Here is a 23,829-nt window from a genome sequence, read left to right on the forward strand (position 1 = left end):
GCGGTACTGAGAGGGTCGAATGCACTGTCAGAGGAAGTCGATGCGCGCCAGTCGGCTGTTCAGCCAGTCCCGCACGTGGGTGGGCTGGGCGATGGTGCCGGGGTTGTGTGGCTGGTTGAGGTCGGTGACGATCTCGGTGAGGATCCGGCGGCGCTCTTCCTGGCCCGTGACGGGGGTGGCGCGGGCCGCCAGGTCTGCGCGGATCCCGTGCTTCAGGTGGAAGGTGAAGTCCGGATGTGCCAGGAGGTTGGCGTACCAGCTTGTGGGGCGGCCAGAGGCGCCGCTGCACAGGTACGTCTCGCCCATGGCCCGGTAGAAGAAGATCTCGATGCGGCGGGGGGCGGCCGGTGCGGCGTCCCGTCGTGGTGATGTCGATGATCCGCTCGTTCGTGCCGGCGGCCGGGGTGATCTCGATGGCCGCGCGTACTGCCGCGTTCGAGGTGGCTCCTTTCTTCGGAACGGATGGAGGCCAGGTACGCCGCACCCGCCGGCGGCTGACCGGCCCGGCCGTTCCTTCCTCGACCGCTGTGCCGGCGAACCGGTCACCCTGCGGGGAAGCGGACGCACCCTCCCTCCCGCCGCCCGTTTGCCCCGGCGGCGGGAGGAGGAGGGAGCGGCGGTTTCGTCAGCGCTCGGCGAGGGCGCGGATCTCGTCGGCGATCAGCTTCGGGTCCTCCTCAGCCATGAAGTGACCGCAGGAGACCGTGCGGTGCCGCAGGTCCCCGGCCCAGGCGCTCCACAGGCCCTGGGCGTGGTAACCGAGCGCGGCGCCCCAGTCCTGCTGGAGAACGGTGACCGGCATGGCCAGACGGCTGCCCGCCTCGCGGTCGGCGGCGTCGTGGTCCACGTCCACGCCGGCGGAGGCGCGGTAGTCGGCGACGATGGAGGGCACGGCCGCCGCGGAGGCGTCGAGGTAGTGGCGGCGGACTTCCGCGGGGATCGCGTCGGGGGTGTCGGTCCACGCGTCGAGGAAGTGGGCGAAGAAGGTGTCGGCGGACGCCTGGATCATCTCTTCCGGCAGGCCGGGGGCCTGGGCCATCAGATAGAGGTGGAAGCCGACCGCGCCGGAGACCCCGCTGAGAGCGCCCCACATGTCGAGGGTCGGCAGGACGTCGAGGAAGAGCGCCCGGGACACCGTGCCGGGGTGGTCCATGGCGGCTCGGAAGGCGACCAGGGCGCCGCGGTCGTGACCGGCCAGGGTGAAGCGGTCGTGCCCCAGCTCGGCGGCGAGTCGGACGATGTCGCGGGCCATGGTCCGCTTGGAGTAGATCTCGGGGCCGGTCCCGGCGGGCTTGTCGCTGGCGCCGTACCCACGCAGGTCGGGGCAGATGACGGTGTGGTCGGCGGCGAGGTCGGCGGCGACGTGCCGCCACATCAGGTGGGTCTGGGGAAAACCGTGCAGCAGGACGACCGGGCTGCCGGTGCCGCCGACGGCGGCGTTCAGCGTCACGTCGTCGTCGACCCGCACGCGGTGCTCGGTGAAACCGGGGATGCTCGGGTGTGTCACAGCGGCTCCTGCTGTTCGTGGCAGAGTGGACGTTCCGGGCCTCGCGGTCCGGTCGTCCGGGGACGTCACCCAGGCTGCGGCCCCCGGATCAGCGATCGATGAGTGAGCACGCGGCACCCGCGGGAGACGGCGCCGCCCGCGAAGGGACCGTGCCGTGGGCGTGGAGTTCGGACTGCTGGGACCCGTGGCCGCCCGGGACTCGGACGGCACACCGCTCCCGCTCGGCGCGCCCCGTCACCGGGAGGTGCTCGGACGGCTGCTGATCGCCCGCAACAGGGTGGTGCCGGTCGGCAGGCTCGTCGCGGATCTGTGGGACGAAGAACCCCCGGCCGGCGCGGTCGGTGCGGTCCGCACCTTCGTGGCGGCCCTGCGCCGTTCCCTGGAACCGGGCCGTCCGCCCAGGCAGCCGTCCGGTCTGCTGGTCACCGACGGCCCCGGCTACGTCCTGCGCGCCGGACGCGAGGCGGTGGACGCCTGGCGGTTCGAGGACACCGCCGCGCGGGCCGCCGGAGCGCCACCGCACGCGGCGGTCGCCCTGTGGGACGAGGCACTCGCCCTGTGGCGGGGACCGGTCCTGGCGGACTTTCCCGGCGTCGCCTGGGCCGCCGCCGAACAGGCCCGGCTGGAGGCGCTCCGCCTCGACGCGGTCGAGCGGCACGCCGACGCCCTGCTGGCGACCGGCGCCGCCCGCGACGCCGTCGCCGACCTGCGGGCCCACGTCGCCGCGCACCCGGGCCGGGAGGACGGCTGGGTCCTGCTGGTGACCGCGCTGGACCGGTCCGGGCGGCATGGTGAGGCCCTGGAGACCCTGCGTCATGCCCGCGGCGCGCTTGCCGGTGGGCCTGGCGGACGCGGCCCCGGCCCCGCGCTGGCCCGTGCCGAGGCGCGCGTCCTCAGCGGCACGGCCGGCTCCGCGACCGAGCCGGCCGGGACGACGGACGGGGTCTGGGACCGTGCGGCGGCCGCGTGGGAGCGCTCGGTGCCCGCCCGGTCCCGGGCCCGGCTGCACGCCACCGCCGGCCTGCTGCGGGATCTCGCGGTGACCGGCGCCGACGGTCTGGAGGAGGCGCGCGAGCACCGGCGTGACCTGGTCGCGGCGGCCGAGACCACGGGCGACACCGAGCTGGCGGCCAGGATCATCGGCTCCTACGACGTGCCTGCGGTGTGGACCCGCGCCGATGACCCCGCGGCCGCCGGCGAGTTGTCCCGGGCCGCCGCCCGCACCGCCGCCCGGCTCGGCCCAGGCGGACCCGTCGTGCTGCGCGCCCGGCTGCTGTCGGTCGTCGCGGTCGAGTCACGCGGCGACGCCGCCGCCGACGCTCCGCTTCCCCGGGCGGCGGACGCTCCCGCCGCCGAACCATGGCGGCTGCGAGCCGAACGCGCCGCCGAAGAGGCCGTCGGCCTCGCCCGGCGCCTCGCAGACCCCGCGCTGCTCGCGTTCGCTCTCAACGGCGCTTTCATGCAGTCGTTCGCCATGTGCGGATCGGCCGCCCGCCGTGATGCGCTCGGCGGTGAACTGGCCCGGCTGGCCGTCGACCACCAGCTGCCCGGTCACGAGGTCCTGGGACGCCTTGTCCGCCTCCAGGCCCTCGCCGGACTGGGCGACCTCGCGGCGGCGGACGCCGAGGCCGAGGAGATCGACCGGCTCGCGCACCGCAACGAACGGCCACTCGCGGGGGTGTTCACGTCCTGGTACCAGGCCCTGCGCACCTGCGAGACCGACGGCTGGACGGCGGCCCGCCCCCGGTACGCGCAGCTTCTCGAAACGACCGCGAACTGCGGCATGCCCGGCCTCACCCGGGGAGCGGCCGTCCTCGTCGCGCTGGTTCCGGTCATGCGCGGCGACGCCCTGCCCGACCCCGACGACTTCGCCCGCCTCGACGCCGGTCCCTACCGGCCGTGGCTCGACCCCCTGATGCTGGCCGCGTCGGGTTCCACGGAGCAGGCCCGGCAAGCGCTCACGGTGGCACCCCGCCCTCCGCACGACCTCCTCCAGGAGGCGCTCTGGTGTGTACTCGCCCGGGCGGCGGCGGCCGTCGGACACGAGCCGGTACTGCGCCGCGCCCGCGACGAACTCGCCGCAGCCGCCGACGAGTCGGCAGGCGCCGGCAGCGGCCTCGTCTCCTTCGGCCCGGTCGCACACCACCTCCGGGCCGCCGAAAGGGCCCTCGGCACGCGCGACCGGCCCTCGGCGCGCCCGGCCGACGACGACGGCAGCATGGACTGAGAGCGGACGCGGCCCCCGCCTCCTGGACGCGTGTGCGCGAGCGCGGACCGGTGCCTACCCCCGCCGCGCCGTGCTGTTCGCGCCGTCGATCGCCTCGCGGACGATGTCCGCGTGCCCGGTGTGCTGGGCCGTCTCCTGGAGGAGGTGCAGCAGGATCCTGCGTACCGGCCAGTGGCGCACCACCCCGGGCTCCCAGGGCGTCTCCGGCAAGGGGACCTCCGCGTCCGGGTAAGCCTTCGCGGCGGCTTCGTCGGTGGCGCGGGCGGCCTCCTCGTACGCCGTGCGCAGGCCGGTGACCGTGGCGCCGGCCGGTGCCTGGTACTGGTTCATGTCCCACATGCCGTCAGGGGTCAGGCCGTTGGCGTCGGCGAGAATGCGCGTCCAGACCAGCTCGCCCCGGGTGAGGTGGTTCAGGATGCCGCCGAGCGTCAGCTCGCTCACCGTGGACCGCTCGGTGAGCTGCGCGTCCGTGATGTCCCGCACGGTGATGAGGAGGAGCTCTCGCGCCTCCCGAAGGGCGTTCAGGATGCCTTCGGTCTCTGGAGTCATGCGCGCAGCCTAGGAAGTGAACAGGTCGGAATCCGTCCTATCCGCCCCTTCCCGGTCGGGCCGTCGCCGGCACGGTCACGGCCGGCAGGACCGCGCCGATCGCGGAAGCCTGGTCACCCTTTGCACCGCGCCTGCTTGCGTCGGGCGGTCCCGGGGAGGCCGGGCGCGGCGCCCACCGCGCCGGTGAAGGGAAACAGAGCCCTCCGGCGACTGGTCGTGCCGGATACGCCTGGCACCCGTACGAAAGTCGTTCAAGGTTCATCTTCTACGGCGAATCTCCTCATGCGGCCCACGCACCCCACGCGAGGCCGGCAGCACCAGCCGCAGCGGGCGGCGACCAGCCACGAGGAGCGTCATGGGACACGGCCATCACCACGAGCACGACCACGGTCACCACCATGACCACCAGCACGAGGCGGCGCCCCTGCCCGCGGCGTTCGACACCTCCGTCCCCGACGAGGCGCTGAACTCCGAGCAGCAGTCCCGTCGCAGCCTGCTGCGCCGGGCGGGTCTGCTCGGCGCCGGTGTGGCCGCGAGCAGCGTGCTGGCCGGCGCGGCGACCGCCCCCGCCCACGCCGACTCACGCTCCCGCCGCGGCGGCAAGGGCTTCCTGTGGTTGGCGGGCGACCACCACATCCACACGCAGTACAGCAGCGACGGCAAGTACCGCGTCGTCGACCAGGTCCGCCAGGGCGCACGGCACGGCATGGACTGGCTGGTCATCACCGACCACGGCAGCGGCACGCACGCCAAGATCGGTGTGGAGAAGGTCAACCCGGACATCCAGGCAGCGCGTTCCGCCTACGAGGACACCCTCGTCTTCCAGGGCCTGGAGTGGAACATCCCGGCCGCCGAGCACGGCACCGTCTTCGTGCACCCGGGCAGGAACGAGGTCTCCGTCCTCAAGCAGTTCGAGACCGGCTACGACGGAGCCGTCAAGGCCGCCACCGGCTCGACGCCCGCCAACGAGGCGCTCGCCATCGCCGGCCTGACCTTCCTCTCCGAGCAGGTCGCCCGGCGCAAGGTCAAGGACGCCCTGATGCTCGCCAACCACCCGGCGCGCAAGGGCATCGACTCCCCGCACGAGATCCGCGCCTGGCGCGACGCCACCCCCGGCAGCCACCGCATCGCCGTCGGCTTCGAGGGCGCCCCGGGCCACCAGGCGGGCGGACTGCCCAAGCCGCTCGGCCCCGGCGGGGCCCGCGGCATCTACAACAACAGCCCCGGCAGCGACTCCTTCGCCGGCTACCCGCTGGAGAGCTACCGCACCTGGGGCGGCTTCGACTGGATGACCGCCACCGTCGGCGGCCTGTGGGACAGCCTGCTCGCCGAGGGCAAGCCGTGGTGGATCACCGCCAACTCGGACTCTCACCAGGTCTACGGCGACACCGCCGTCCGCGGTGGCGGCGACTTCAACACCGCCGGCCGCTACGACGACCCGGTCTACGGCGGACGGATCGACGTCACAGAGAACGACTACTGGCCCGGCTACTACAGCCGCACCCACGTCGGCGCCGAGGACTTCTCCTACGCCGCCGTCATGGACGGCATCCGCGCCGGCCGCGTCTGGGTCGACCACGGCCAGCTGATCAGCGGTCTGGACGTCCGGGTGTCCGGCGGCAGCCGCTGGGCGACCCTCGGCGGCGCCCTCCAGGTCAAGAAGGGCACCCGTGTCACCCTCACCGTGGACGTGGCAGCGGCCGGCGGCCCCAACTGGGCCGGCTTCCGGCCCACCCTGGCCCGCGTCGACGTCATCCAGGGCGATGTCACCGGGGCGGTGAAGGACAAGGACACCTTCACGGCTCCGAGCGCCAGGGTCGTGAAGTCGTACGAGGTGAACAAGTCCACCGGCACCGTCCGCCTCACCTACGACCTGGGCCGCGTCGACCACCCGGTCTACCTCCGTCTGCGCGGCACCGACGGCAACCGCTCCGCCGTCGGCGCGATGGGCGCCTCCGTGGACCCGGCGGGCCCGGCCATCGATGTCGTCGGTGACGCCGACCCGTGGCGTGACCTGTGGTTCTACTCCAACCCGGTCTGGGTCCTGCCGGCATGACCCCGCCGCCGTACGCCATCGGCATCGACACCTCCCTGACCGGACTACGGGAGGCCGACGACCTGCTCCGGGACATCGCTGCCGACGTCGGCTTCCCCGAGGACGCGTTCGGCTGCACCCACCTGGTGCGGGACGGCGACCGGCCGCGGGTGGCGCTGTCCCTCGCCGCCGGGTCCGAGGCCGTCGTGGAGGCCGTCCGGGCACGGCTCACGAGCCAGGGGTACCGGGTGACGGAGGGCGCCTGGGACCACGCCGGGCGTGCGGTGCTGTATCCGGGTGCCGCCGCCCTGACGGGCACCCTCACGGTCGCCGAGCTGGTGAGCCGGTCGGCGATCGAGCGGGTCCGGGTCCTCGGCAGGCCGGACGGGCCGGACCCCGCGACCCGCCTCGTCACCCGGGAGTTCGTCCGCCCGCAGTGGCAGGACGGCGAGCTGGTCCTCGCCGCGATGCCCGCGGTGGGCGGCACCCTGGTCCCGTTCGAGGTGCCCGACCCCACTCCGTGCTGCGCGGACCACTGAGGGACCGGCCGTCGGCCGACGGGCCCGTCCGGCGTCAGGCCGGACGGACCCGTCAGCAGGCCAGGTCTGCGTCCGGCGCCGCCGGGATCACGTGCGGCACCGGGAATCAGCCGCCGCGTCCGCACGTTGAACGGGCGGCGGAGGCTCCCTCCGCACCGGTTCGGCAGAGGTGGAGAGTAGAAGAGTCATGCGCGTCGAGATATGGAGCGACATCGCCTGCCCGTGGTGTTATGTCGGAAAGGCCCGCTTCGAGAAGGGGCTGGCCGGGTTCGCCCACCGTGACGAGGTCGAGGTGGTCCACCGCTCCTTCGAGCTCGACCCGGGCCGGGCCAAGGGCGACACCGAGCAGGTCATCGACATGCTGGCGCAGAAGTACGGCCGCACCCCCGAGCAGGCCCGGGGGATGGAGGCCAACGTCGCGGCGAACGCGCAGGCCGAAGGGCTCGGCTACCGCACCGAGGGGCGCGACCACGGCAACACCTTCGACATCCACCGGCTGCTCCACCTCGCCAAGGCCCGCGGACGCCAGGACGAGCTGCTGGCACTCGTGTACCGGGCGAATTTCGCCGAGGAGCGCTCGGTCTTCGACGACGCGGTGCTGGCCGACCTGGCCGTCGAGGCCGGGCTCGACGCCGACGAGGCGCGTGCGGTACTGGCCGACCCCGCTGCGTACGCCGACGACGTAAGGGCCGATGAGCGCGAGGCCGCCGAGCTGGGCGCCAACGCCGTGCCGTTCTTCGTGCTCGACCGGCGCTACGGAATCTCCGGCGGGCAGCCCGCGGAGGTCTTCGTCCAGGCCCTGGAGCAGGCTTGGAAGGACCGCGAGGTTCCCGGACTCACCCCGGTCGGAGGGGACGCCGCGGCCTGCGACGCGGACGGGTCCTGCGAAGTGCCCGGAGCGGGCGCTTCCGACCAGCGCGTATAAGGATTTCTTGGGCGCGCCGCTCAAACTTACGTGATTGACGTGGGGTTGAGCGGCCGTCAGGCTGTCCCGCATGGAGACTTCTGCGATCGATCAGGCCAGGGTCAACGAATTCGCATTTGAGACCACCTACCTCAACACCTCCAGCTGCGGTCTGCTGCCGCGTCGTGCCGTCGAGGCGGTCAAGGCGCTGGCCGACGAGTGCGCCGCGGGCATCCGGGGCGGTGCGGGCAGCTTCGAATCGGTGGACTCCGCCCGCGCCGGCTTCGCCAGGATCGCCGGTGTCGCGCCCGCGCGGGTGGCCGTCGGCGGCTCCGTCGCCGCCCATGTGGGGCTGGTCGCCGCCTCCCTCCCGGCGGGCGCCGAAGTCCTCGCGCCGACACGTGAGTTCAGCTCGGTCGTCAGCCCCTTCGCCGTGCGCGGCGATCTGAAGATGCGCTACGTCCCCCTGACGGAGCTGGCCGACGCCGTGCGACCCGGGACCGCGCTCGTCGCCTTCTCGGCCGTCCAGTCCGCCGACGGCCGGGTCGCCGACCTGGACGCGATCCGAACGGCCGCGGCCGCGCACGGCGCCCGCACACTGCTGGACGCCAGCCAGTCGGCCGGATGGCTGCCGCTGGACGCGGGGCCGTACGACTACACCGTCACCGGCGGGTTCAAGTTCCTGCTGTGCCCCCGGGGCACGTCGTTCCTGACCGTGACCGAGGATGCGCAGAAGACCGTGCCGGCGCTCTACGCGGGCTGGGTCGCGGCCGAGGACCGCTGGAACAGCACGTACGGGCCGGTCGAGGAGCTCGCCGTGGACGCCAGGCGCTTCGACGAACCGGTCGCGTTCCTCGCCTATCACGGGGCCGAGCAGTCCCTGGACCTGCTGGACGGGGTCGGGGTGGACGCCGTGTACGCCCACGCCACCGGGCTCGCCGCCCGCTTCCGGGAGGGGCTGGCATCGCTCGGGCACGAGGCGGTGCCCGGCACCTCCGCGATCGTCGCCGTACCCGGACTGGGCGGCCGGGAGCCCGACCTGGCCGAGGCCGGGGTGATGGTCTCGGCGCGGGCGGGGAACCTGAGGGCGGCCTTCCACCTGTACAACACGGAGGCAGACGTCGACCGCGCCCTGGACGTGCTGTCCGGCTGACCTACTGAGAGGGGCAGTCCCCGGCCTCGTAGCAGAGGTTCCCCTCCACCTTGGCGAGCAGCCGGGTCAGCTCCGCGCGCTCGGCCGGGTCGAGCCCCGCGAGGGTGTACTCCTCCAGGCCCGTCCAGGCGCTGCGCACCTCGTCGTGCAGGGCGCAGCTCTCGTCGGTCGCCTCGACCAGGACGGCCCGCCGGTCGTCCGGGTCGGGGCGGCGGCGCACGTGCCCGGCCTGTTCGAGCCGCTGGAGCATCTTGGTGACGGTGGACGGGTCGAGGTCCATGGCCTTGATCAGCTCGGCCTGACGGACCGACCCGGTCTCCCACAGGTGCATCATCAGGAACTCCTGCCCCGGGTAGAGCCCGAGCCTCTTGAGCATCTTGCCCGCCGTGAACCTGTGCAGCCTGGCGACCCGTGAGACGGCATGGCTGACGGGGCCGCCGAGCGCCGCGCTCGGCAGCCCGCCGACGCAGGCGGGATCGTCGGGGGCGGTGCTGTCGGCCTTCATCGGGACTCCTCGGGGCGGTGCCGCGGCCCGGACGGCTGCCGGGGTCGTGACGTCCTCATGAACTTTACCTTGGTCGGCCAATTAATGGGTTACAGTGGCCCGGCACTGATTACTTGGCCGACCATGTAAATGCCTCGGAGGCTTCCATGACCACCGCGTTCGATCCCGTCGACCTCTCCGGGACGCAGCTCTCCAACCGCATCGCCCTCGCGCCGATGACCCGCAGCCGGGCCGGTGAAGGGGGTACGGCCACCGACCTCACCGTCGACTACTACACCCAGCGCGCCTCTGCCGGGCTGATCATCACCGAGGGAATCCAGCCCTCCGTGGTGGGTCAGGGATACCCGTCCACCCCCGGCCTGCACAGCGCGGAGCAGGTCGCCTCCTGGCGCAAGGTCACCGACTCCGTCCACGCGGCGGGCGGCCGGATCTTCGCCCAGGTCATGCACGCGGGCCGGATCGGCCACCCCGTCCTGCTGCCGGACGGACTGGTCCCGGTGGCGCCCTCTCCGGTCGCGGCGCCCGGCCAGGTCTACACCCAGGTGGGACCGAAGGACTTCGTGGAGCCGCACGAGCTCACCGACGCGGAGATCCGCGAGACCGTCGGCGACTTCGTCACGGCCTCCCGCAACGCGATAGAGGCCGGCTTCGACGGCGTCGAGCTGCACGGTGCCAACGGCTACCTGATCCAGCAGTTCCTGGCCCCCAACACCAACCTGCGCACGGACGAGTGGGGCGGCTCCGACCAGGCCCGCATCCGCTTCGCGGTCGAGGTGACCAAGGCGGTCGTCGCCGAGATCGGCGCCGAGCGGACCGCGCTGCGCATCTCGCCCGGAAACCCCTACAACGGCATCGAGGAGCCCGAGCCGGACGCCGTCTACAACGCACTCGTCTCCGAGCTCGAGCCGCTCGGGCTGGCCTACCTGCACGTGCTGGAGCAGGCAGGAACCCGTGAGCTGACGCTCGCGCTGCGCAAGAAGTTCACCGGGACCCTCGTCATCAACGTCTTCTCCGAGGGACCGACCGGTCCCGAGCACCACACGGTGGTCGACGACGGGATCGCCGACATCATCTCCTACGGCGCGCTCTTCCTCGCCAACCCGGACCTCCCGGCCCGGCTGAAGGCCGGCGGCCCCTTCAACACCCCGGACCCGTCGACCTTCTTCGGCGGCGACGCGAAGGGCTACACCGACTATCCGGCGCTCGGCACCGTCTGACCCCGGACCCCTCGCCGCCCCGGCTCAGTAGTAGCCGGTCTCCCCGTCGAGGAGTTCACGGATCGTGTCGAGGTGGCCCGCGTGGCGGGCCGTCTCCTCGACCATGTGCAGCACCATCCAGCGCAGCGAGGCCGGGCCGGATCGGAACTTCCCGTTCCGGCCGGTCTCGCCCAGTTCGTGCGCGGCGATGACCTCGTTGGATGCGGCGCACTCCCGGTCGTAGTCCAGGAGGAGCTGGGACAGCGGGGCCCCGTGGGTCCTGAAGTCCTCGTCGTCCGCGTCCCCGAACTGGGGGTTGGACGACGCCGGGTGGTTCAGGAACATCACCTGGAACCAGCAGTGTTCCGTCCAGCGCAGATGGGAGACGATCCCGGCCACGGTCATGAGGGGGGAGTCCGGGAGGACGGACCGGTGCGCGTCCTCCTCGGACACCCCCTCGCACTTCCACTGGACGACGGAGCGCTGGAGATCGAGCCAGCCGACGAGCTGGCTGCGTTCACCGGCCGTGAGGCCGGGGCGTGTACGAGGTATGGGCATGGACGCCGAGGCTAATGCGGCGAGGAGCGGGACGCACCGGAATTTCCGGCTGCCCGCCCCCGTGGCGGACCCCGGCCTCACGCCGAGTCGCGGCGGACCAGCTCCGTGGGGAGGATGACCGCGGCCGGGTCCTCCCCGCCGATCTGCGCGAGCAGTACCCGCACCATCTCGGCGCTGATCCGGTCCCACGGCTGGCGGACCGTCGTCAGCTCGGGCCGGGCCGCGAGCGCCGCCGGCGAGTCGTCGAAACCGCCGACCGCGATGTCCTGCGGCACCCGCCGGCCGGCCCGCTCCAGCGTGCCCAGCACGCCTTGTGCCATCAGGTCCGACGCGACGAACACCGCGTCCACGTCGGGGGCCCGCTCCAGGAGCAGCGCGGCCGCCGCCTCACCGCCCGCCCGGCTGTAGTCGCCCGGCACGATCAGGGCCTCGTCGACCGGAAGCCCGCACTCGGCGAGCGTCTCGCGGTAGCCCGCGAGCCGGTCCACACCGCCCGGGGTGTCCAGCGGCCCGGTGACCGTGGCGATCCGGCGGCGCCCCGACTCGTGGAGGAAGCGCACCATGTCCCGGGCACCGTTGCGGTCGTCCGCCGCCACATAGCTGACCTTCGACCCCTGACCCAGCGGCTTTCCGCAGGCCACCAGCGGCACGCCGGCCTCGTGCAGCTGGGCGGCGACCGGGTCGCCGGAGTGGCTGGAGACCAGCAGGACCCCGTCCACGTGCCCGGCGATGTAGCGCATGTTGCGGCGGCGCTCGGCCTCCGTACCGGCGATCATCAGCAGCAGCGGGATGTCGTGCGCGGCGAGCGCGGTGGTGCAGCCACGCAGCAGCACATTGAAATTCGGGTCCTCGAAGAAGCGTTCCTGTGGCTCGGTCAACAGGAACGCCACCGAGTCGGAGCGCCCGGTGATCAGCGACCGGGCGTGCCGGTTCACGGTGTAGCCGGTCCGTCGGATGGCGGACTGAACCGCTTCGAGCGCGGCCGGGCTGACGTTGTGACCGCCGTTGAGCACCCGGGAGACCGTGCCCCGGGAGACCCCGGCCTCCCGTGCGACGTCGTGGATCGTCGGCGGCCGGCGGCGTCCCGCGCCGTTCTGTTCTGTGCGGCTCATGAAGCATGATCTTTCTTCAAAGGAAGCCCTGTTGAGGAGCTGTCAGGACTTTACGGCGCCGGAGAGCAGGTCGAGGCTCCAGAACCGCTGGATCACGAGGAACAGGGCGATCAGCGGGATGATCGCCAGCAGCGCGCCGGTGATGACCAGCGTGTAGAGCGCCGGGGTGTTCGCACCCTGCTGGAGCAGCGTGTAGAGCCCCAGGGTGACCGGGAACTTCTCGTCGTCGCCGAGCATGATGTACGGCAGGAGGAAGTTGTTCCAGACCGCCACGAACTGGAACAGGAACACCGTCACCAGCCCCGGCAGCATCATCGGCAGCGCGATGGTCCGGAAGATCCGCCACTCGCCGCCGCCGTCCATCCGCCCGGCCTCGATCACATCGGCCGGTACGGCGGCCGCCGCGTAGATCCGGGCGAGGTAGACGCCGTACGGGGAGAGGATCAGCGGCAGCAGCACCGAGAGGTAGGAGTCGGTCATGTCGGCCTCGGCCAGCAGCAGGTACTGCGGTACGGCCAGGATCACCGGAGGCATCAGCACCCCGGCGAGCAGGATGTTGAAGACCGTCTCCTTGCCGCGGAAGCGGTACACGGCCAGCGCGTACCCCGAGACCGCGGACACCGCGGTGGAGAGCAGCGCGCCCACCCCGGCGTAGAAGGCCGAGTTGGCCATCCACTTCCAGTACACCCCGTCGCGGTACTCCGTGAGGTCGGCGACGTTCTGGGTGAACCCCGAGCCGGGGAGGAAGGTGAAGGTGGAGAACAGCTCGCTGCCGGACTTCGTCGAGGCGACCAGGACCCAGGCCACGGGCAGCAGGCAGTACAGCGCGCCGAGGAGCAGCGCGGCGGTCGGAACGAGCGGGAGGCGCCGGCGGCCGGATGCGGCGAGGGGCTGGGTGCTCATCAGGAGTCTCCCTGCTTCGTACGGGAGTTGGCCGCCCTGAGGAAGCCGAAGGACAGGGCGAGGGTGGCGAGGGCGATGATGACCGCCTGGGCGGCCGCCGCGTGGATGTCGTTGTTGACGAAGGCGTCCTGGTAGACCTTCATCAGCGGACTCCACGTGGTGGAGAGCGAGTTGGTCAGCGGCTTCAGTGTGGTCGGCTCGCTGAACACCTGGAGCGTCGCGATGATCGAGAAGAAGAAGGTCAGGATCAGGGACGGCGCCACCATCGGGATCTTGATCCGCAGCGCGATCTGCAGCTGCGAGCAGCCGTCGAGCCGCGCGGCCTCGAAGATCTCGGCGGGGATCGCCCGCAGCGACGTGTAGATCACGATCATGTTGAAGCCGGTTCCGCCCCACACCGCGATGTTGGCGAGCGAGAGATACAGCGGCCCGCCGTCCAGCAGATCGGGCTGCGGAAGCCCCACCGCGTCGAGCAGGTACAGGAAGGGGCTGACGTCCGGCAGATACAGGAAGCCCCACATCAGCGCGGCGATGACGCCCGGGATCGCGTACGGCAGGAAGATCGCCAGCCTGCTGAAGCCGCGCAGCCGGAGCCCGTCCGTGTCCAGCAGCAGGGCGAAGAGCAGGGCGAGACCGAGCATCACCGGGACGACGATCGCGCCGTAACCGAGGATGCGCAGCGCTCCGTGCAGCAGCTCCGAGTCGGAGAGCGCGTCGGTGTAGTTGGACAGGCCGGCCCAGATCTCGTCCCGTGCGCCCTTGCCGAGGCCGAGTCCCCTGACCTCGGTCCTGCGGAAGCTGAGGTAGACGGCGTAGCCGATGGGCAGGGCGAAGAAGAGCAGGAACAGGAGGGTGGCGGGGACCAGGAAGGCATACGGGGCGCTCTTGACCCCGTACGCCTTCCTGCGGGGTGTGCGTGTCACTCCGAGACCCCGAAGCCCTGCTTCTTCAGGTCCGCGACGGTGGCGTCCTGCATGGCGGTCAGCGCGGTGCCGAAGTCCGACTTGTCCTTGGCGGCCGCGGCGAAGTTGTCCTTGAAGGCGCTGTACGCGACGTTGACGTTCGGGCCCCAGGCGGCGGGGGCGGTGCCCTGGGCGATCTTGGCGGCCTCGGTGTAGAAGCCGGGCTGGTTGGAGAAGTAGTCCGGAGCCTTCGAGAGCGCGCCACCGGTCTGTGCGGCCGTCGCGGCGGGGTAGATGCCGCTCTCCTTCACCAGCGCGGCGAGGGCCGTGGGGTCCGTGTTCAGCCACTTCGCGAAGGTGGCGGCGGCCTTCTTGTTCTTGGAGTCGTTGGTGACGGCCGTGGAGGAGCCGCCCCAGCTGCCGGTGGCGTTCTCACCCGCGGTCCACTGGGGGAGCGGGGCCATCGCCCACTTGCCCTTCGTGTCGGGCGCCGCGGTGGTCAGGGTGCCCGGTGCCCAGACGGCGCTGACCCAGGCGACCTGCTTGCCGGTGTTGAGCGCCTTGTTCCAGGCCGGGGTGTACATCGGCTGGTTGTCGATGGCCCCCTCCTTGACCAGGCCGCCCCAGAAGTCCGCGACCTTCTGAGTGGCGGGGTCGTCGATCGCGACCTTCCACTTGTCGCCGCCCGTGGTCCACCACTTCGCGCCCGCCTGCTGGGCGAGACCCGCGAAGAGGCCCGAGTCGTTGGAGGAGAAGGTGGTGAGGTCCTTGTCCGGCGCCTTCTCCTTCAGCGCGCGAGCGGTCCCGGCGAACTCGTCCCAGGTGGTCGGGACGGTCAGGCCGTACTGCTTGAAGAGGTCCTGGCGGTAGTAGAACATCAGCGGGCCGGAGTCCTGCGGCAGGGCGTACAGGGCGTCCGAGCCGAGTGTCGCCTGCTGCCAGATCCCGTCGGCGAACTCGCCCTCGGCGTCGCCCGCCTCCTCGGATATGTCCGCGAGGACGTCGTTGGAGACCAGGGTGGGGAGTGCCTGGTACTCGGCCTGGACCAGGTCGGGGGCCTTGTGCGCCTTCGCCGCCGTGATGATCTTGGTGACGAGGTCGTCGCCCGAGGCCTGCTTCTTCACCGTGACGGTGATGCCCGCCTCCTTGCCAGGGCCCTCGTTCCAGATGTCGGCGACCTTGTCCAGGCCGGGCGCCCATGCCCAATAGGTCAGCGAGGCGGGCCCGGAGGCGGCCGGCTCGTCGCCGCCGTCGTCCGAGCCGCACCCCGAGAGCAGGGCGGTGGCGGCGAGAGCGGCGGCGGTGGACACCGCGACGGTGCGGTATTTCATGGTTTCTCCCCTGACGAGACGAACAGACGCATCGGCGGACTGGCCGGAAAGGCGCTGTGAGCGTTCACAGTAGAGAAACGAAACCGACACTTGTCAATGGTTGTTGCTGTGCGGTTATGTTGGCCCTGCGCCGCCGAGAGTGTGTGTGCACGTTCCCAGAAGTTGTCCAAAAGAGCCAGGAGCTGTCCATGCCGCACTCAGAATCCGCTCCCTACCCGGTCGGCCTGCACAAGTTGGCCTTCGGCGGCGACTACAACCCCGAGCAGTGGCCCGAAGAGGTCTGGCACGAGGACGTACGCCTGATGCGGGAAGCCGGCGTGAGCATGGTCAGCGTCGGGATCTTCTCCTGGGCGCTGCTGGAACCCGAACCGGGCACCTACGACTTCGGCTGGCTCGACCGCCTCATGGACCTGCTGCACGTCAACGGCATCCGAGCCGACCTCGGCACCCCCACCGTCGCCCCGCCGGCCTGGTTCTACCGCGCCCACCCCGAAGCCCTTCCGGTCAGCCGGGACGGGGTCCGCTACGCCTTCGGATCACGCGGCGCCATCTGTCACAGCTCCGCCCCCTACCGCGCGGCGGCGGCCGGCATCACCGAACAGCTCGCCCGCCGCTACGCGAGCCACCCCGCCCTCGCGATGTGGCACGTCCACAACGAGTACGGCGTCCCGGTCAGCGCCTGCTACTGCGACAGCTGCGGCGCGCACTTCCGCCGCTGGCTCACCGCCCGGCACGGCTCGGTCGAAGCGGTCAACGAGGCCTGGGGCACCGCCTTCTGGGGTCAGCGCTACCGGACGCTCGACGACATCGACCCGCCCCGCACCACCCCGACGGTCGGCAACCCCGCGCAGCAGCTGGACTACGCCCGCTTCGCCGACGCCACGATGCGGGAGAACTTCACCGCCGAACGCGACATCCTGCACCGGTTCGCCCCCGGTGTCCCCGTCACCACCAACTTCATGACCGCACTCAGCCAGTGCGAATCCGTCGACTACTGGGCCTGGGGCCGCGAGGTCGACCTGGTCACCAACGACCACTACCTGATCACCGACGGCCGCCGCACCCACGTCAACCTGGCCATGGCGGCCGACCTCACCCGCTCGGTGGCCGGCGGCGCGCCCTGGCTGCTGCTGGAGCATTCCACCAGCGGCGTCAACTGGCAGCCCCGCAACCCCGCCAAGCGCCCCGGCGAGATGGCCCGCAACAGCCTCGCCCATGTCGCCCGGGGATCGGAGGGCGCGATGTTCTTCCAGTGGCGGCAGTCCCGGCGCGGCGCCGAGAAGTTCCACTCCGCGATGCTCCCGCACGCCGGCACCGACTCGCGGATCTGGCGCGAGGTGAGCGCACTCGGCGCCGGGCTCGGCCTGCTGGAGGGCATCCGGGGCACCCGGACCGTCGCCGACGTGGCGATGCTCTGGGACTGGGAGTCCTGGTGGGCGCAGCGCCTGGAGTGGCGCCCGAGCGAGGAGCACGACGCCCGCGAGCGGGCCGACACCTTCTACGCCTCGCTCTACGACCGCCACCTCACCGTCGACTTCGCCCACCCGGACGCCGACCTCTCCGGCTACCCGCTGGTCGTCGTCCCCGCTCTCTACCTCGCCACCGAGGAGACCGGCCGTAATCTGCGCCGGTACGTCGAGGAGGGCGGCACCCTCGTCGTCTCGTACTTCTCCGGAATCGTCGACACCGACGACGCCGTGCACCCCGGGGCCTACCCCGGCCCGCTCCGGGACGTACTCGGGCTGACGGTCGAGGAGTTCTCCCCGCTCGGTGAGGGCGGGACCGTCCGCCTGATCACCCCCGAGGGCGCCCCCGAAGGCCCCGAGCTGACCGGCGACCTCTGGTCGGACGTGGTGATCCCGCGCGGCGCCGAGACGCTCTGGTCGTACGCCGACGGCATCCCGGCCGGCCGCCCCGCCGTCACGCGCAACCGGCTCGGTGAGGGCACCGCCTGGTACATCTCCACCCGGCTCTCCGGCCCGGACCTGGACGCCGTCCTGGACCGCGCCGCCGCCGACGGCCGCATCGAGCCCCGCACGAGCCTGCCGTACGACGTCGAGGTCGTGCGCCGCACCGGCGACACCGGCAGCTATCTCTTCGTGATCAACCACACCGATGCCGAGGCCGCGGTGGCGTTGGACGCCCCCGGCACCGAACTCCTCACCGGCGAGCCCGCCGTGGACAAGCTCGCCGTTCCGGCGGGCGCGGTCCGTGTCGTACGGCTCGACGGCTGAGGCGCCCACCCACAGGGAATCCCGCACAACTGTCGAAGGGACATCGACGATGTACGGAACGACGCACACCCGCGCGAAGGCGGCCGGGGCGGTGGCCGCACTATCCGGCCTCGTGTTCGCCGCGCTCCCGGCCCAGGCCGCCCACGCGGCCACCGCCCCCGTCAACACCGGCTTCGAGTCGGGCGCGGCCGGCTGGTCGACGTACTCGGCCGGAGGCCAGAACGCCGCCTCCTTCACCGAGGCGGGCGGCCACGGCGGCAGCACCCGGCTCAGCCACTGGTCGGCCTCGGCGTACAAGGTCGAGACCTACCAGTATCTGAGCGGCCTCACCGACGGCACGTACACGCTCAGCGCCTGGGTGCGCTCCGGCGGAGGCCAGAACTCCGCCTTCATCGCCCTGCGCAACTGCGGCGCCGCCGAGCAGCGCACCGACCTGCCCCCGACGTCGAACGGCGCCTGGATCCGGCTCGTCACCTCCGTCAAGGTGACCGGCGGAGCCTGCACGATCAGCCTCAACTCCGACGCGCACGCGGGGGAGTGGGCCAACTTCGACGACATCACGTTCACCCAGGGAACGACCGGGCTGAGCGTCAGGGGCGGTGACCTCTCCACCCTCCCCAAGAACGAGGCGCACGGCGCCACGTACAGCAACGCGAGCGGTACGGCCGGGGATGCCATGAGCATCCTCAAGAGCTCCGGGATGAACTACGTACGCCTCAAGGTGTGGGTGAATCCGGCCGACGGCTACAACGACAAGGCCCGGGTCCTCGCCATGGCCAAGCGGGCCAAGGCCCTCGGCATGAAGATCCTCATCGACTTCCACTACTCCGACGCCTGGGCCGACCCCGGCAAGCAGAACAAGCCCGCCGCCTGGGCCGGCCACAGCTACAGCCGGCTGCGCACCGACGTCTACGACCACACCTACGACGTGCTGAACGCGCTCAAGGCCCAGGGCACGACGGCCGACATGGTGCAGATCGGCAACGAGATCAACGGCGGAATGCTCTGGCCGGAGGGCTCCACCGACAACTGGTCCCAGCTGGCGGGCCTGATCACCTCCGGGGCGAACGCCGCCAAGGCGGTCTCCTCCGGCACGAAGGTGGCGCTGCACCTCGCCGAGGGCGGCGACAACGCGGGTACCCGCTGGTGGTTCGACAACGCCGTGGCGTACAAGGTGCCGTTCGACGTCATCGCCCTCTCCTACTACGGCTACTGGCACGGCTCGCTGTCCGAGCTCCAGACCAACCTCGACGACGCGGCCTCCCGCTTCGGGAAGCCGGTGATGGTCGCCGAGACCGCCTACGCCCACACGCTCGCCGACGACGACGGCCTGGAGAACAACGTGGCCACCGCCGACCAGCTGGTCACCGGCTACCCGGCGACCCCGGCCGGCCAGGCGGCGAACCTCCGCGACGTCATGAACGTCGTCGAGGCCGTCCCGAACGGCAGGGGACTCGGCGCCGTGTACTGGGAGCCGGCCTGGACCGCCGCGGCCGGCAGCGGCTGGGACCCGGCCGACCCGGCGTCGGGCAACGCATGGGAGAACCAGGCGGTGTTCGACTACAACGGCAAGCTGCTCCCGGCGGCCGCCTGGTTCTCGCACAGGTAGGCGTGCCCGCCGGTCCGGGACGCGCGCGCGGACCGGACCGGCGACACCCGTCGGCGGCGGGGGAGAGATGCTGAAGGTGCGCGGGCCCTCGACGTTGGCCACCATCGTCCGGAGCACCTTCAGCGCGGCCACGTACTCCGCGTCGCTGATCCCTTGGTGGACCTCGGCGCGGAGGCCGGTCACCAGCTCACGCAGCCGCACCCGGGCGGCCTCCCCGTCGTCCGTGAGGTGCAGCCCCTGCCCGTCATGGCCGAGCCAGCCCCGGTGGAGCAGCTGGTCGACGACCCGGGAGATGTCCTGGGGCCCGTCGGCGAGGGGTGTGAGCTGGGCGACGACCTCCTCGCGGGTGGGCGGGGCGGACCCGCCGTGCACCCGGTTGAGCACCCAGTACTGCGGCTGCGTGACGTCGATCCTGGCCATGGCGTCCCGCAGATGGCGGGTGACGGCCGTGTGGGCCAGCCCGCTCCAGTACCCGATGGGCTGTGTGGCCAGGGCGTCGTCGGTTGCCGCAGGGTCCGCCGGTGCCTGGTCGGTGAGGGCGGTGCTGGTCGGCTGTTCCATGGCCGGGACACTACCGGCGTATCCCGGTCAGGCTCCTGCGGACCGCAGCAACTGGCCGCGATGTGGCCGGTATCCGTCGCTGCCGCGCAGCTCAGGGGCCCGCGCACCGATCACCGGTCCAGCGGCGCACCGTGCCACTTCCACGAGGTGACACGGTCGCGGCCCGGCAGATCGGCGCGGCCGGTGGACCACAGGAGTACGGTCCACCGGTCCTCGTCGTCCGGGGCGTCGGGGAACAGCCGGGCCAGCACCCGGTCGCAGAGGTCCTGGGGAGGCGTCCAGGAGAGCGACAGCCCGGCGGCGACGTCGTAGGTGTGCACGAGGGTCTCAACGATGCCCATCGCGGCGAAGCCCTCCGGGTCGGAGAGTCCGAACACGTGGTGGGAGCGCACGTCCGCAGGGGTCGTCCGCACCATCGCGGTCAGCAGGGCGCCGCTCGCCTCCAGCGTCTGGAGCAGCCCGGCGGTTCCCGCCTCCGGGTTCGCGAAGATCGAGTTCCCGGGACCGCCCTCGCGTTCGGGCGCGTACCGGTACGGCACCTCACGGTCCTGCGGCGGCCTGCGCGGCCCCAACTGGACGGCGTACGCGAAGAGGTCGTCACTCAGGTGCTCGACGGTCTCCCAGCAGTCCCACGTCAGCCCTCCGGCCGGCACGCGCCAGTCCTCGGCCGGGGACTTCGCGAGGGTGTCGGCCGCGAGCCGTACCGCCAGCGTCACGTCGTCGGCGGTGACGGGCAGCCTGGCGCCGGTCAGCGCGGCGCGTTCCGGGGCACTGACCTCCACACAGAACTCGTTGCCCTCGGGGTCGGCCAGGGTCGCCCAGCCCCTGCCGTTGGGCTTGCGATGGTCGCCCACCAGCGTGGCCCCCAGTGCGAGCAGCCTCTCGACCTCCTCGTCGCGGGTCCGGCCGTCGGGGCGCAGGTCGAGGTGGATCCGGTTCTTGGTGCTCTTGGGTTCGGGCACCGAGATGAAGAGCAGTGTGCCCCGGGGCGTCTCGACGAGGGCCTCGGGGTCACCGGGCTCGTCCTCGTCGGACAGGGAGGAACCGAGGACCTCGGCCCAGAAACCGGCGAGCTTGTAGGCGTCGGCGCAGTCGATGGTGATGTGCTGTACGAGCGAAGTCATGGGCGCCACTGTGTCCGCTGACCCACGCCGAGGTCCAGTGAGTTGGATGGCCGGGTGGGGCTCTCGCGGAGGTCGCTCCGGCCCCGGTCGGCGCCCGCGCTCCTTATCGGTGGGGTGGTGCGACGGCTCGGACCACGGCTCGTGCCAGGTCAGAGCTTTCCGAAAGGGTGTCGATCGGGAGCGGCTGCATGGCGAGAGCGCCCTCGTGCAGTACGAGGAGCTGGGTGGCGAGGGTGGCGGGGCCCGAACAGCCCGCCGCGGTGGCGAGTTCCTCGAAGAGGTTCAGCAGCCAGAGCTTCTGGTTGGCGGCGATGAGGTGCGCGGGGTGCGAGGGGTCCGGGAGTTCGGCCAGTGCGTTGATGAACGCGCATCCACGGGTGTTGGTCCCGCTCCAGGTCCGCAGTGCGTCGAAAGGTGCGGTGACGGCCTCGACGGGGTCGTCGCAGGCATCGGCGGCGGCGCGGACGAGTGACCGCCAGCGCTGGTCGCGTTGTGTGAGGTAGGCCGCCACGAGGTGGTCCTTCGAACCGAACCGGTTGTACAGGGTCCGCTTGGTCACCCCTGAGCGCTCAGCGATCAGATCCACGCCGACCGCCGTGATTCCGCGGTTGTAGAACAGCTCCTCGGCAGCCGCCACGATGCGCCGGCCGGCCGGTGTCATGGGCCGTGCTTCCTGCACAGGGCGCTCCTTCACTGATCGGTGTACCGTGGAGAGTGTTTACAGATCAGTATACCTATGAGGAGGTCGAGCGATGGGTGTGCCCGAGGCCATGCGCGCGGTGCGGATCGCAGAGCACGGGGGCCCGGAGGTCCTCGAACCGACGGAGGTGGCCGTGCCTGCCCCGCAGGCAGGAGAGGTGCTGGTACAGGTCAGCGCGGTAGCACTGAACAACACCGACCTGTGGACCCGGGAGGGCGCCTACGGCCGTCCGGGAGACCCGAAGGCACTGTCGGGCTGGCGAGGCCCGCTCGACTTCCCGCGCATCCAGGGCGCCGACGTGGCCGGCCGGGTCGTGGCAGTCGGCGCCGACGTGGACGAGAGCCTCGTCGGTCGACGGGTCGTCGTCGACCCGGCGATCTACGACACCGAAGGTCCGGATGCGAACCCGGTGGGCCTGATGGGGAGCGAACGCGACGGCGGTTACGCCGAGTACGTGACCGCACCCGCGGAGCGTGTGCATGACGTGACGGAATCCCCGCTCACGGATGATCAGCTCGCGACACTGCCGACCGCCTACGGCACGGCGCTGGGCATGATCGAGCGCGGCCGGCTGCGGGAGGGGGAGACCGTTCTGGTCTCGGGAGCGTCCGGCGGTGTCGGCATCGCGCTGATTCAGATCGCCCGTGCGCGCGGTGCGAGGGTGCTCGCCATCAGCAGCGGATCCAAGATCGACGCGGTGCGCGAGGCGGGCGCACACGAAGTCCTCGACCGCGCACGAGACGTCGCCGAGCAGATCCGCGCCGCCGCCCCGGAGGGCATCGACGTCGCACTCGACGTCGTCGCCGGGGACCTGGTGAGTGAGGCACTGCCACTGCTGCGCGAAGGTGGCCGGTGGGTCGTCGCCGGCGCGCTCGGCGGGTACGACGTGACCTTTGACGTGCGCCGTCTCTACCTGCACAACGCGCAGGTGATCGGCTCCGCGATGCACACGCCCACACACTTCGCCCTCCTGATGGACCTGGCTCGTCGCGCCGAGATCCAGCCGGTGATCGCCGCGGCGTTCCCACTGGACCAGGCCGCTCGGGCGCAGGAGGAGCTCGCCCGCAGGGGGCACGTGGGGAAGATCGTCATGCACCCCCTAGGAGCGGGGGGAGGAGGCCGGGGCGTTCCGGGAGCTGCCCCGAGCCGTCACGGGCCTGTTCTGGTTCGTGGTCCTGGCCATGGCGCTGTCGATGCGTAGCCGCGGCCCCGCCCCGACGGCCCAGCCGAGCGACTGACCCGGCCCGCGACCGCCTCCGGATCGCTCGAGGCGGCCAGTTCGTCCCAAGCCGTTGACGGCCGTTGACGGCCGATGACGCGGATGGCCGGTCCCCGGGACACGGAAGGGGCGGGACGCGCGATGCGTCCCGCCCCACCCGAACCGTCGTACGTCCCTACTTCACGGGTGTGAAGTCGCGTGCTCCGATGAAGTCGGGGCGGCGGATGGGGGCCGCGAAGGGCTCCTTTGCCCTGTTGTCGACGCTGTTGAACACGATGAAGACGTTGCTGCGGGCGTAGGGGGTGATGTTGTCCCCTGAGCCGTGCATGCAGTTGCAGTCGAACCAGGTCGCCGAGCCGGCCTTGCCCGTGAAGAGCTTGATGCCGTGGCGGTCGGCCATCTTGGTCAGTGCCTCGTCGGACGGGATGCCGGCGTCCTGCATCTGCAGGGACCTCTTGTAGTTGTCCTTCGGTGTCTCGCCGGCGCAGCCGAGGAACGACTTGTGGGAGCCGGGCATGATCATCAGCCCGCCGTTGGTGTCGTAGTTCTCGGTCAGCGCGATCGAGACGGACACGGTCCGCATGTTGGCCAGACCGTCCTCGGCGTGCCAGGTCTCGAAGTCGGAGTGCCAGTAGAAGCCCGAGGCGCCGAAGCCCGGCTTGACGTTGATCCTGGACTGGTGGACGTACACGTCGGAGCCGAGGATCTGGCGGGCCCGGCCCACGACACGCTCGTCGCGGACCAGGTTCGCGAAGACCTGACTGAGCTTGTGGACCTCGAAGACGGAGCGCACGCTCTGCGACTGCGGCTCGATGATGGAGCGTTCGTCGGCACGGACGGCGGGGTCGGCGATGAGCCGGTCCAGTTCGGCGCGGTAGACGGCCACCTCGTCGGGGGTGACGAGCTGGTCGACGGTGAGGAAGCCGTTCTCCTCGAAACCCTGGAGGTCCTTCGCGGTGAC

At 71.6% G+C, this 23,829-nt stretch carries 20 protein-coding genes and 2 pseudogenes; 9 read left to right on the forward strand and 13 right to left on the reverse strand.

What is annotated here, in order from left to right:
- Positions 1-27 precede the first annotated feature (27 nt).
- Together ACFWFI_RS13015 and ACFWFI_RS13020 are read right to left on the reverse strand one after the other, a co-directional pair.
- The gene (locus ACFWFI_RS13015; protein WP_387388589.1) at positions 28-306 is read right to left on the reverse strand and encodes a hypothetical protein; all 279 of its coding nucleotides are present in this window, start codon (positions 304-306) and stop codon (positions 28-30) included.
- A 319-nt stretch (positions 307-625) separates the two neighbouring features.
- A complete protein-coding gene (locus ACFWFI_RS13020; RefSeq protein ID WP_387388591.1) occupies positions 626-1,507 on the reverse strand; it encodes an alpha/beta fold hydrolase in 882 nt (293 codons plus the stop codon).
- A gap of 154 nt (positions 1,508-1,661) precedes the next feature.
- Here ACFWFI_RS13020 and ACFWFI_RS13025 point away from each other — a divergent pair, with 154 nt between their 5' ends.
- Complete coding sequence (locus ACFWFI_RS13025; protein WP_387388594.1) at positions 1,662-3,734, forward strand: AfsR/SARP family transcriptional regulator; 2,073 nt, start codon at positions 1,662-1,664, stop codon at positions 3,732-3,734.
- 54 nt (positions 3,735-3,788) lie between these two features.
- Here ACFWFI_RS13025 and ACFWFI_RS13030 read toward each other — a convergent pair whose 3' ends face one another.
- The gene (locus tag ACFWFI_RS13030; protein WP_387388597.1) at positions 3,789-4,283 is read right to left on the reverse strand and encodes a DinB family protein; all 495 of its coding nucleotides are present in this window, start codon (positions 4,281-4,283) and stop codon (positions 3,789-3,791) included.
- A 355-nt stretch (positions 4,284-4,638) separates the two neighbouring features.
- Here ACFWFI_RS13030 and ACFWFI_RS13035 point away from each other — a divergent pair, with 355 nt between their 5' ends.
- The 4 genes from ACFWFI_RS13035 (at position 4,639) to ACFWFI_RS13050 (ending at position 8,914) form a co-directional block, all read left to right on the forward strand.
- Positions 4,639-6,339, forward strand: coding sequence for a PHP domain-containing protein (locus tag ACFWFI_RS13035; protein WP_387388600.1), 1,701 nt, complete (start codon positions 4,639-4,641; stop codon positions 6,337-6,339).
- Entirely contained in the window at positions 6,336-6,857 is a 522-nt protein-coding gene (locus tag ACFWFI_RS13040; protein ID WP_387388602.1) for an MDR/zinc-dependent alcohol dehydrogenase-like family protein, read from the forward strand. The genes ACFWFI_RS13035 and ACFWFI_RS13040 overlap by 4 nt, the downstream gene beginning before the upstream one ends.
- A gap of 187 nt (positions 6,858-7,044) precedes the next feature.
- The gene (locus tag ACFWFI_RS13045; protein ID WP_387388606.1) at positions 7,045-7,782 is read left to right on the forward strand and encodes a DsbA family oxidoreductase; all 738 of its coding nucleotides are present in this window, start codon (positions 7,045-7,047) and stop codon (positions 7,780-7,782) included.
- A gap of 70 nt (positions 7,783-7,852) precedes the next feature.
- Positions 7,853-8,914: an aminotransferase class V-fold PLP-dependent enzyme gene (locus ACFWFI_RS13050; RefSeq protein WP_387388609.1), complete on the forward strand. Its 1,062-nt coding sequence runs from the start codon at positions 7,853-7,855 to the stop codon at positions 8,912-8,914.
- Position 8,915: 1 nt separating this feature from the next.
- Here the strand turns inward: ACFWFI_RS13050 and ACFWFI_RS13055 are convergent, their stop codons facing one another.
- The gene (locus tag ACFWFI_RS13055; RefSeq protein ID WP_387388612.1) at positions 8,916-9,419 is read right to left on the reverse strand and encodes a MarR family winged helix-turn-helix transcriptional regulator; all 504 of its coding nucleotides are present in this window, start codon (positions 9,417-9,419) and stop codon (positions 8,916-8,918) included.
- Between the two features lie 146 nt (positions 9,420-9,565).
- Between ACFWFI_RS13055 and ACFWFI_RS13060 the strand changes: the two genes are divergently transcribed.
- Positions 9,566-10,636 (forward strand): alkene reductase, encoded by a 1,071-nt coding sequence (locus ACFWFI_RS13060; RefSeq protein ID WP_387388614.1) that lies wholly within the window; start codon positions 9,566-9,568, stop codon positions 10,634-10,636.
- 24 nt (positions 10,637-10,660) lie between these two features.
- On the opposite strand, the gene ACFWFI_RS13065 is transcribed toward ACFWFI_RS13060, so the two are convergent.
- The 5 genes from ACFWFI_RS13065 to ACFWFI_RS13085 form a co-directional block, all read right to left on the reverse strand.
- Positions 10,661-11,173, reverse strand: coding sequence for a DinB family protein (locus ACFWFI_RS13065; protein ID WP_387388617.1), 513 nt, complete (start codon positions 11,171-11,173; stop codon positions 10,661-10,663).
- 77 nt (positions 11,174-11,250) lie between these two features.
- A complete protein-coding gene (locus ACFWFI_RS13070) occupies positions 11,251-12,285 on the reverse strand; it encodes a LacI family DNA-binding transcriptional regulator (RefSeq protein WP_387388620.1) in 1,035 nt (344 codons plus the stop codon).
- Positions 12,286-12,327: 42 nt separating this feature from the next.
- Positions 12,328-13,188, reverse strand: coding sequence for a carbohydrate ABC transporter permease (locus ACFWFI_RS13075; RefSeq protein WP_387388623.1), 861 nt, complete (start codon positions 13,186-13,188; stop codon positions 12,328-12,330).
- Positions 13,188-14,111: a carbohydrate ABC transporter permease gene (locus ACFWFI_RS13080; protein ID WP_387388625.1), complete on the reverse strand. Its 924-nt coding sequence runs from the start codon at positions 14,109-14,111 to the stop codon at positions 13,188-13,190. The genes ACFWFI_RS13075 and ACFWFI_RS13080 overlap by 1 nt, the downstream gene beginning before the upstream one ends.
- Positions 14,108-15,421, reverse strand: coding sequence for an ABC transporter substrate-binding protein (locus tag ACFWFI_RS13085; protein WP_387388627.1), 1,314 nt, complete (start codon positions 15,419-15,421; stop codon positions 14,108-14,110). Before ACFWFI_RS13085 ends, ACFWFI_RS13080 begins: the two co-directional genes overlap by 4 nt.
- Positions 15,422-15,609: 188 nt before the next feature.
- On the opposite strand from ACFWFI_RS13085, the gene ACFWFI_RS13090 reads away from it, so the two are divergent.
- Entirely contained in the window at positions 15,610-17,655 is a 2,046-nt protein-coding gene (locus ACFWFI_RS13090; protein WP_387388630.1) for a beta-galactosidase, read from the forward strand.
- A 49-nt stretch (positions 17,656-17,704) separates the two neighbouring features.
- Positions 17,705-19,264 (forward strand): glycoside hydrolase family 53 protein, encoded by a 1,560-nt coding sequence (locus tag ACFWFI_RS13095; RefSeq protein WP_387388632.1) that lies wholly within the window; start codon positions 17,705-17,707, stop codon positions 19,262-19,264.
- Positions 19,265-19,348: 84 nt separating this feature from the next.
- Here the strand turns inward: ACFWFI_RS13095 and ACFWFI_RS13100 are convergent.
- The 3 genes and pseudogenes from ACFWFI_RS13100 to ACFWFI_RS13110 form a co-directional block, all read right to left on the reverse strand.
- A pseudogene (locus ACFWFI_RS13100) lies at positions 19,349-19,825 on the reverse strand (MarR family winged helix-turn-helix transcriptional regulator); the annotation flags it as partial.
- Between the two features lie 110 nt (positions 19,826-19,935).
- On the reverse strand, positions 19,936-20,949 hold the full coding sequence (locus ACFWFI_RS13105; protein WP_387388635.1) for a VOC family protein: 1,014 nt from the start codon (positions 20,947-20,949) through the stop codon (positions 19,936-19,938).
- Between the two features lie 103 nt (positions 20,950-21,052).
- Positions 21,053-21,610, reverse strand: a complete 558-nt coding sequence (locus tag ACFWFI_RS13110) for a TetR/AcrR family transcriptional regulator (protein WP_387388644.1) — start codon at positions 21,608-21,610, stop codon at positions 21,053-21,055.
- 91 nt (positions 21,611-21,701) lie between these two features.
- Between ACFWFI_RS13110 and ACFWFI_RS13115 the strand changes: the two are divergent.
- A pseudogene (locus ACFWFI_RS13115) lies at positions 21,702-22,748 on the forward strand (zinc-binding dehydrogenase); the annotation flags it as partial.
- A 295-nt stretch (positions 22,749-23,043) separates the two neighbouring features.
- Here ACFWFI_RS13115 and thpD read toward each other — a convergent pair.
- Positions 23,044-23,829 (reverse strand): ectoine hydroxylase (thpD, locus tag ACFWFI_RS13120; RefSeq protein WP_387388637.1); only part of this gene is annotated, 786 nt, incomplete at its 5' end.

Origin of the sequence: Streptomyces sp. NPDC060209, assembly GCF_042728155.1 — a bacterium.
Classification (GTDB): Bacteria; Actinomycetota; Actinomycetes; order Streptomycetales; family Streptomycetaceae; genus Streptomyces.